5 protein-coding genes are annotated in these 7201 nt (G+C 41.0%); 2 read left to right on the top strand and 3 right to left on the bottom strand.

Annotation, left to right across the window (positions count from 1 at the left end):
- The first annotated feature begins 48 nt into the window (after nt 1-48).
- A complete protein-coding gene (locus V7K44_RS09970) occupies nt 49-1224 on the top strand; it encodes a WD40 repeat domain-containing protein (protein WP_334931021.1) in 1176 nt (391 codons plus the stop codon).
- Here the strand turns inward: V7K44_RS09970 and V7K44_RS09965 are convergent.
- From V7K44_RS09965 to V7K44_RS09955, 3 genes are all read right to left on the bottom strand, one after another.
- Entirely contained in the window at nt 1221-1466 is a 246-nt protein-coding gene (locus V7K44_RS09965) for a type II toxin-antitoxin system VapC family toxin (RefSeq protein WP_334931019.1), read from the bottom strand. The two genes, V7K44_RS09970 and V7K44_RS09965, sit on opposite strands and share 4 nt — an antisense overlap.
- Nucleotides 1467-1848: 382 nt before the next feature.
- Complete coding sequence (gene galE, locus V7K44_RS09960) at nt 1849-2865, bottom strand: UDP-glucose 4-epimerase GalE (RefSeq protein ID WP_334931017.1); 1017 nt, start codon at nt 2863-2865, stop codon at nt 1849-1851.
- A 10-nt stretch (nt 2866-2875) separates the two neighbouring features.
- Complete coding sequence (locus V7K44_RS09955; RefSeq protein ID WP_334931015.1) at nt 2876-4288, bottom strand: sugar transferase; 1413 nt, start codon at nt 4286-4288, stop codon at nt 2876-2878.
- A gap of 693 nt (nt 4289-4981) precedes the next feature.
- On the opposite strand from V7K44_RS09955, the gene V7K44_RS09950 reads away from it, so the two are divergent.
- Nucleotides 4982-7171 carry a GumC family protein gene (locus tag V7K44_RS09950; RefSeq protein ID WP_334931013.1) on the top strand — a complete coding sequence of 730 codons (2190 nt, stop codon included), beginning with the start codon at nt 4982-4984 and terminating at the stop codon, nt 7169-7171.
- The last annotated feature ends 30 nt before the right edge of the window (nt 7172-7201 follow it).

Here is a 7201-nt window from a genome sequence, read left to right as displayed (position 1 = left end):
TCTCAGTTGCACTCAATTTAATAAATCCTCAACATTTAAGAAACTGGTTTGCTAGTTGCTGCTACTGTACCTCATAACAGCCGTAAATGCTGTAAAACTTTAGAAAATATCGCAATAGCAGAGCAAATACATACCCTCCAAGGGCATTTTAGCTCTGTTAATTCTGTAGCTTTCAGTCCAGATGGCAAAATCCTTGCTAGTGGGAGTTCTGACAAGACTATCAAACTGTGGGATGTCATAACAGGAGGGCGAATCTGCACTATCGAAGCACATTCCGACTCGGTTCGTTCAGTTGCCTTCAGTACAGATGGCAAAATCCTTGCTAGTGGGAGTTCTGACAAGACTATTACACTGTGGGATGTCACAACAGGAGGGCGAATCCGCACTATCGACGCGCATCCCGACTCGGTTCGTTCGGTAGCCTTCAATCCAGATGGTAAAACTCTTGCCAGTGGAAGTTATGACAAGACTATCAAACTGTGGGATGTCACAACAGGGAGGAAAATCCGCACTATTCAGGCGCATTCCTCCTGGGTTAATTCTGTAGCTTTCAGCCCAGATGGTAAAACCCTTGCCAGTGGAAGTCATGACAAGACTATCAAACTGTGGGATGTCACAACAGGGAGGAAAATCCGCACCATTAAGGTGCATTCCTCCTGGGTTAATTCTGTAGCCTTCAGTCCAGATGGCAAAACCTTTGCCAGTGGAAGTCATGACAAGACTATTACACTGTGGGATGTCACAACAGGATGGCAAATATACACTATCCAGACGCATTCAGACTGGGTTTGTTCGGTTGCTTTCAGTCCAAATGGCAAAATCCTCGCCAGTGGAGGTTGTGGTGATATTAAGTTATGGGATATGACAACGGGAGCGCAAATCCATGCTTTCCAGGGACATTCTTTTTCGGTAGCCTTCAGTCCAGATGGCAAAATCCTTGCCAGTGGAAGTGGGGACAAGACTATCAAGATTTGGGAGGTTGCATCATTACCATCGGTAACATCCAATATTACGACTACTTCATTTTCAGTTCAGCCAACTCACTCTCAAGTTTCGCAATCATCTTTTGATATGCCTATATTGTGGTGTTATTTACTTTTATTGTTTGTTTTTTTCGGTTTTGTTAGTTTTGTCTCTGGTTTTGTGGTTGGGTTTGTGGTGTGCGTTATGGGAATTGGGTGTTGTTGGCGTTTTTATCGATGGTTTTGGCGAGGAAAAATCTAAAATATAGTCCAATCTTCTAAACGCAAGTTAGGCAATTTTTCAAAATCCTTGCGGTTGCGGGTTACTAAAATACCATTCACCGACAACGTAATTGCCGCAATGCGTAAATCTTGTGTACCAATGCGAATTCTTTGACGAATCAAGTCTTCGTAATAATTAATAGCATACTTGTCCAATCCAAGCGATCGCACATTTTGAAAAAACTCTAAAGTAGCCTGTAGCTTTGCGTAAGCTAATAACAATTTATCAGGCGAGGAAGCGTTTCTAATTACATTAAATCTCCCACGTAGTTGTTCTTCAATCGTAATTATCGTTATCGCAATGTCTTCAGAATTGACTGCATTGATACGCTACGTGACAATTGGATGCCTCTGCGCTTTTAACATCAGTAATTGCGTGCCTTTATTTAAAGATAATGCCTATGTCAACGTAAGTTCGACTAGCCTCTCTCTGCCTTGAACTTTAGTTTAAGTCTGTGCTTATCTGATTCCAAGAGGGACGGTTTTGTGTAGTCAAACCTCTAAGATTTTTTTTGATTGAGTCAATTATAGGGACACTATATCAGCCGTCGAATTCACGTTATCTAAATTCCAAAAACAAGGTTAATTAAGTACCAAGTTTTAATTATGCATATGCCATATTTAGATGCCTTTGGCTTGCCAAGCTACTCTTCTGTTTTTCCCAAGCAATGGTTGTGTTGATAATCTCGTCTAAATCATTGTGTTTTGGTTGCCAACCCAAAACCCTATAGATTTTATCAGCACAAGCTGCAACACAGGCAGGATCGCCTGGACGACGTGGTGCAGCAATAACGGGAAAATCTACACCAGAAATAGCCTTGACTCTTTCAATAACTTGTCGCACGCTGTATCCTTGCCCATAACCGCAGTTGAAAATTTGGTTTTCCCCTCCTTTTTCTAAGTAATCTAAAGCATCTAAGTGAGCAGTCGCCAAATCTTCAACATGGATATAGTCTCGAATTGCGGTTCCGTCGGGCGTAGGAAAATCAGTACCAAAAATTCGGACTTCTGGCTTGCGCTTGAGTGCGGCATCACAAGCAGCTCGAATCAAGTGTGTGGCATTCGGTGACATTTGCCCCAATAGTCCACTTGGTTCAGAACCTGCTACATTAAAGTAACGTAAAATTACGTAGTTTAGTGTAGATACTGCTGCATAGTCCTGGATCAGCCACTCACTCATCAACTTTGAACGTCCGTAAGGATTGATGGGCTGTGTAGGATTCGACTCAGTAACAGGATTTTGTTCTACTTCCCCATAGACTGCGGCTGTGCTGGAAAAAATGAACTTGTTAACACCCATAACGCTACAGCAGCGCAGCAAATTTAAGGTGTTGCGGGTGTTGTTGGCGTAGTAGTCGAGGGGATGAGCTACTGATTCTGGAACAATCAGACTAGCGGCAAAGTGTAAGACTGCACTGAATTTATGCTGGGCAAAAACTTGATAAAGATGCCCACTGTCTACTAAATCGCCAATAATTAGTTTCCCGTGTAGTACCGATGCTGGTGAACTTGTAGAGCAGTTGTCGTAGACTACGACATCATAACCAGCTTCCCCTAGTTGACGAACTACATGGGAGCCAATGTAACCAGCACCGCCAGTTACCAATATTTTATTTTTCATTTCTTTTTCCTTATCTACCTTTACCTAACAAAACAACTCGAATCGTTTTGAAGGCGATCGCTAAATCCAACCAAATGGAATAATTTTTGATGTAGTACAGATCGTATGACAGCTTTTCGTAAGCATCCTCTATAGATGCTCCATAGGGATACATAACCTGTGCCCAGCCTGTAATTCCAGGTTTGACCAAATAGCGAACTTCATAGTAGGGAATCGCTTCTTTGAGTTTGACATCAAATTCTGGTCGTTCTGGACGAGGCCCAATCAGACTCATTTCACCCCGTAGGACGTTCCATATTTGGGGTAATTCATCAATACGCAATAAACGTAGCCAGTATCCGACTCTGGTGATTCGTGGATCGCGTTGACTAGCCCACTGCGCTCCCAACTTTTCTGCATCCTGATACATGGAGCGAAATTTATAAACTCTAAATGGTTTACCGTGTAACCCACTTCGCTGCTGACTGTACAATATTGGACCAGGGCTATCTAGCCTAACTAGTAATGCAACCAACAACAGAAGTGGTGCAACTAATACTAGTAAAAAGAGGATCAAGATGAGATCGATAACTCGCTTCAGTTTCATACTGAAGTAACCAGGCATTAGGTTAAAACCATCACTAAAAGCCAGCCATTTATCTTGTAACAGCGACGAAGGTAGTTTATACCAAAATGTTTCGTAAACATCCGGCAATGTATAAACCGGAATGCCTCGTAACCGCATCTGCATTAACTGTTGTGCTTGAGACTTAGACAAGTTTATCTGGGCTGTAACTATTACCCCAGACCAGGATTCTTGACTCCATTGTGACAACTCGCTCAGACTTCCCTGATAACTCAGATTGCTTTTTGGTAAGTCTATGCTTTTTTGATTTTCCTCTGCTAGAACAGTCAATTTTCCTAAAGGATTAAGCCCTAGCAATTTTTGTGAAAATTTGATGGCATTATCCCCTGCTCCTAGTATTAACCAACGACTTTTTAGAGCGTGCGATCGCACCCATCTCACTGCTAACACGCGCAATATTATTGCCCAGATAGTAAAGATTCCCAAGCTAGGTAAAAAGACACTCCGCCACGTTACCGGATTATGTTGGGCAATACCTGACAAGTAAATTAGGGCGGAAATAAAGAATGCGATCGCAATGCTACAAACAATAATTCGAGCAGGCGCTCTTAAACCTGAAATTTGCCGATCTGGATGGTAAGCATCTGCTAAATAAAATGCTGCAAGTATCATGCAGACAAATGTATAAGGTAACGGATTTAGCCAATGTAAGGGTTGATCTAAACGCAACCATTGTGCGATCGCTAAACAAATTAGCAACCCAAAAATATCCCCTAACAAAAGCAATATCGGTAGGCTGCGGACTATATTTGGCAGCCTAGCATTGGTAGGTAAACTAACATAACTTGTGGAAGTCATTGGTTTTTATTATTCTTCAGTATCCTGAACTCGATTTCTTTGTTAAAACCAGCAACAGATTCAAAGAAGGGAATATTAAAGACTAGCCGTACTGTGCCAAAGCGTACAAAAACAATAAATTTTCGTATGCTCTGTTTGTCAAAGAAATTAGAGATTAGATATTACAAACTAGGAGGGGAACTATCTGTGCGTCGGTATAGCATATCTGTAGGATATATATCCTAACTTGCATTGGCTGTACGAACTACACTACGACTTCAAGGTTGTTCTTTTGACATTTGCATTATGCCATGAGTGTAGTCAAATCTGAACTTTATATTTAATTTATTTATTAGCGTATATTTACTGCTAAAGTAAGTGTTTATATAGTAACAAAATAAGGTAAAAAGTTATGTAACCTGTTAAAATGCTGTTATTAAATTGATATATTAATGAGTTGAAGTAACCGCTTATTAATGTAATTTAAAATATTAGAAAAAAGTTAAACACCCCTTGACATTCAGATAATATTTCTGGGATAAATCTAATAAAATCTCACAGAAAGCAAATATCTTACAAAGTAAGTATTTTTTTGTTTTTTTTGATACAAAATATTATGGATTAATCCTAATTATGTCCAAATAACTATCTTGGACTACCAAAATTGTGAAGCAAAATTAGTAAAAACAATTTCAGGTATTCGTAACATACTCCATGCCCTCTAACCAAGAAGACCAAAACTCCTTAGATTTGCAGCAATACTCGCTACTTCTGAAAAGGCGTTGGCTAATTATAGCTGCGGTAACTGCCTCTATTTTTGGGCTTTCAGCTTTAAGTGCTATCAAGCAAAAACCAATTTATGAAGCAGAAGGTAAGTTGCTTTTCAGTAAAACTGACCGCGTTTCTTCGCTGACAAATCCCTCAGCACAAGTTGGGGAGTTGAGAAGTGTGACTGAAATCAACAGTCCATTGGATACAGAAGCAGAGGTCATTCGTTCTAATCCAATAGTTGAGAAAACTATTGCTAGTCTCAGGTTGGTAGATAAGCAAGGAACACCCTTGGAAATAAATGAGTTTCTCAAACAAGTCAAAATTAAAAGTGTCCGGGGTACAGATATTTTGGCGATTTCGTACAGCAGCAGCAATCCAAAAGAAGCCGCAGATGTTGTGAATTCGCTGATGAGATATTACCTGGAGAACAATATTCGCATTAACCAAGCCCAAGCGACAGTGGCAAAGAAGTTTTTACGCAAGCAATTACCTGAAGTTGAAGCAAGGGTAGCTAGATCGGAAGCAGCTTTGCGTCGATTTAAAGAAGAAAATCGGGTAATTGCTTTAGAGCAAGAAGCAACAAAAGGAGTGGATAAACTCGCGGGTTTATCAGACCAGATTACCCAAGCCCAGGCAAATTTAACGGATGCTGAGACTCGCTCAAAACTTCTGCAACGTCAATTGAGATTGAATTCGCAGCAGGCTGTGGATATGGGGAATTTAAGTCAATCAAAAGCTGTGCAGGAAGTATTAACACAATACCAACAGGTGCAAAACCAGTTAGCAGTAGAAAAGACTCGTTATACAGACAAACATCCTACGATCGCTAATTTGTTAGCAAAAGAAGCAGCCCTCAAAAAGCAGCTAGAGACGCGAATTTTTGAGAATGCAGATAGAGAAAAATCTGTACCAGCCCAGAATTTAGGGATGGGAGAACTCAAGCAGACCCTAGTTGGCCAACTGGTACAGTCAGATGTAGAACGTTCAGCATTAGCTAACCGAATTACAGTTTTGCAGAATGCATACACACTTTCTCAAAAACGATTGAGTGTTTTACCCCAACTGCAAGAAAAACAGCAACAGCTAGAGCGACAGTTGCAAGTTGCTACATCTACTTATGAAGAACTGCTAAAGCGATCGCAAGAAGTCGATGTAGTAGTAAATCAGAGTGTTGGTAATGCCAGAGTAATATCTGCGGCTTTACTTCCTCAAAAAGCTGTTCCTTCCAAAATTGCCTTTCAGCTAGCGCTGGGTGGATTTTTGGGGATTTTGCTGGGTGTAGGGGTAGCTTTGATCTTAGAAGCTATGGATCGATCCCTCAAAACTCTTGAGCAAGCCCAGCAGTTATTAGGTTATTCTTTACTCGGTACGATTCCTCGCTTGGCTCAAAAAGCTAAAAACAGTGGGGAAGGTTTAGTCGAACTACCAGTCAAAGATAATCCATATTCGGGAGCAAGTTCAGCCTTTGAGATGCTTCAGATGAACCTGGATTTTACTATCTCCGATCGACCATTAAAAGTAATTGCCGTAGTTAGTTCAGCTCCAGGTGAAGGCAAATCATTTGTGGCTGCAAATTTGGCAGTAGCCAAAGCACATATGGGGCGCAGAATCCTATTAGTAGATGCGGATATGCGTCACTCCTCCCAACAGGAAATCTGGAAATTATCTAATCCAGTCGGACTAAGTAATGTTTTAGTTGGTCAAGCAGAGTTTCACAACACCACTCAAAAAGTATTAGTTAACTTGGATTTATTAACGGCTGGGACAATCCCATCTAACCCCGCAGCATTGCTAGATTCGCAGCGCATGGCTTTGTTAATTCAAGAGGCAGTCAAAGAGTATGACTGTGTGATTATTGATACTCCTGCCTTGAGTTTGTTTGGTGATGCACTCATGCTGGGCAAGATGGCAGATGGGATATTGCTGGTTGTACATCCTGGAGTGCTTGATCGTGCTGTTGCTAAGAGTACGAAAATGATGCTAGAGCAAGCGCGATCGCGTGTTTTAGGAATGGTGGTAAATGGGGTTACTGCTGAAAAGGGGTCTGGTTACTATCACTCCAGGGGATCTGACGGTGGAAAAAGGTCTGCTTTGAGTCAGATAAATGTGCCTGGGATTAAGTTAAGAGCTTGATGAAGTTTATTTATTGACTTGACTATAGGT

Source organism: Nostoc sp., assembly GCF_036917235.1.
In the GTDB taxonomy this organism is placed as follows: Bacteria; Cyanobacteriota; Cyanobacteriia; order Cyanobacteriales; family Nostocaceae; genus Nostoc.
Note: the sequence above shows the minus strand (reverse complement) of the source record. Positions and strands in the feature narration are given on the sequence as shown.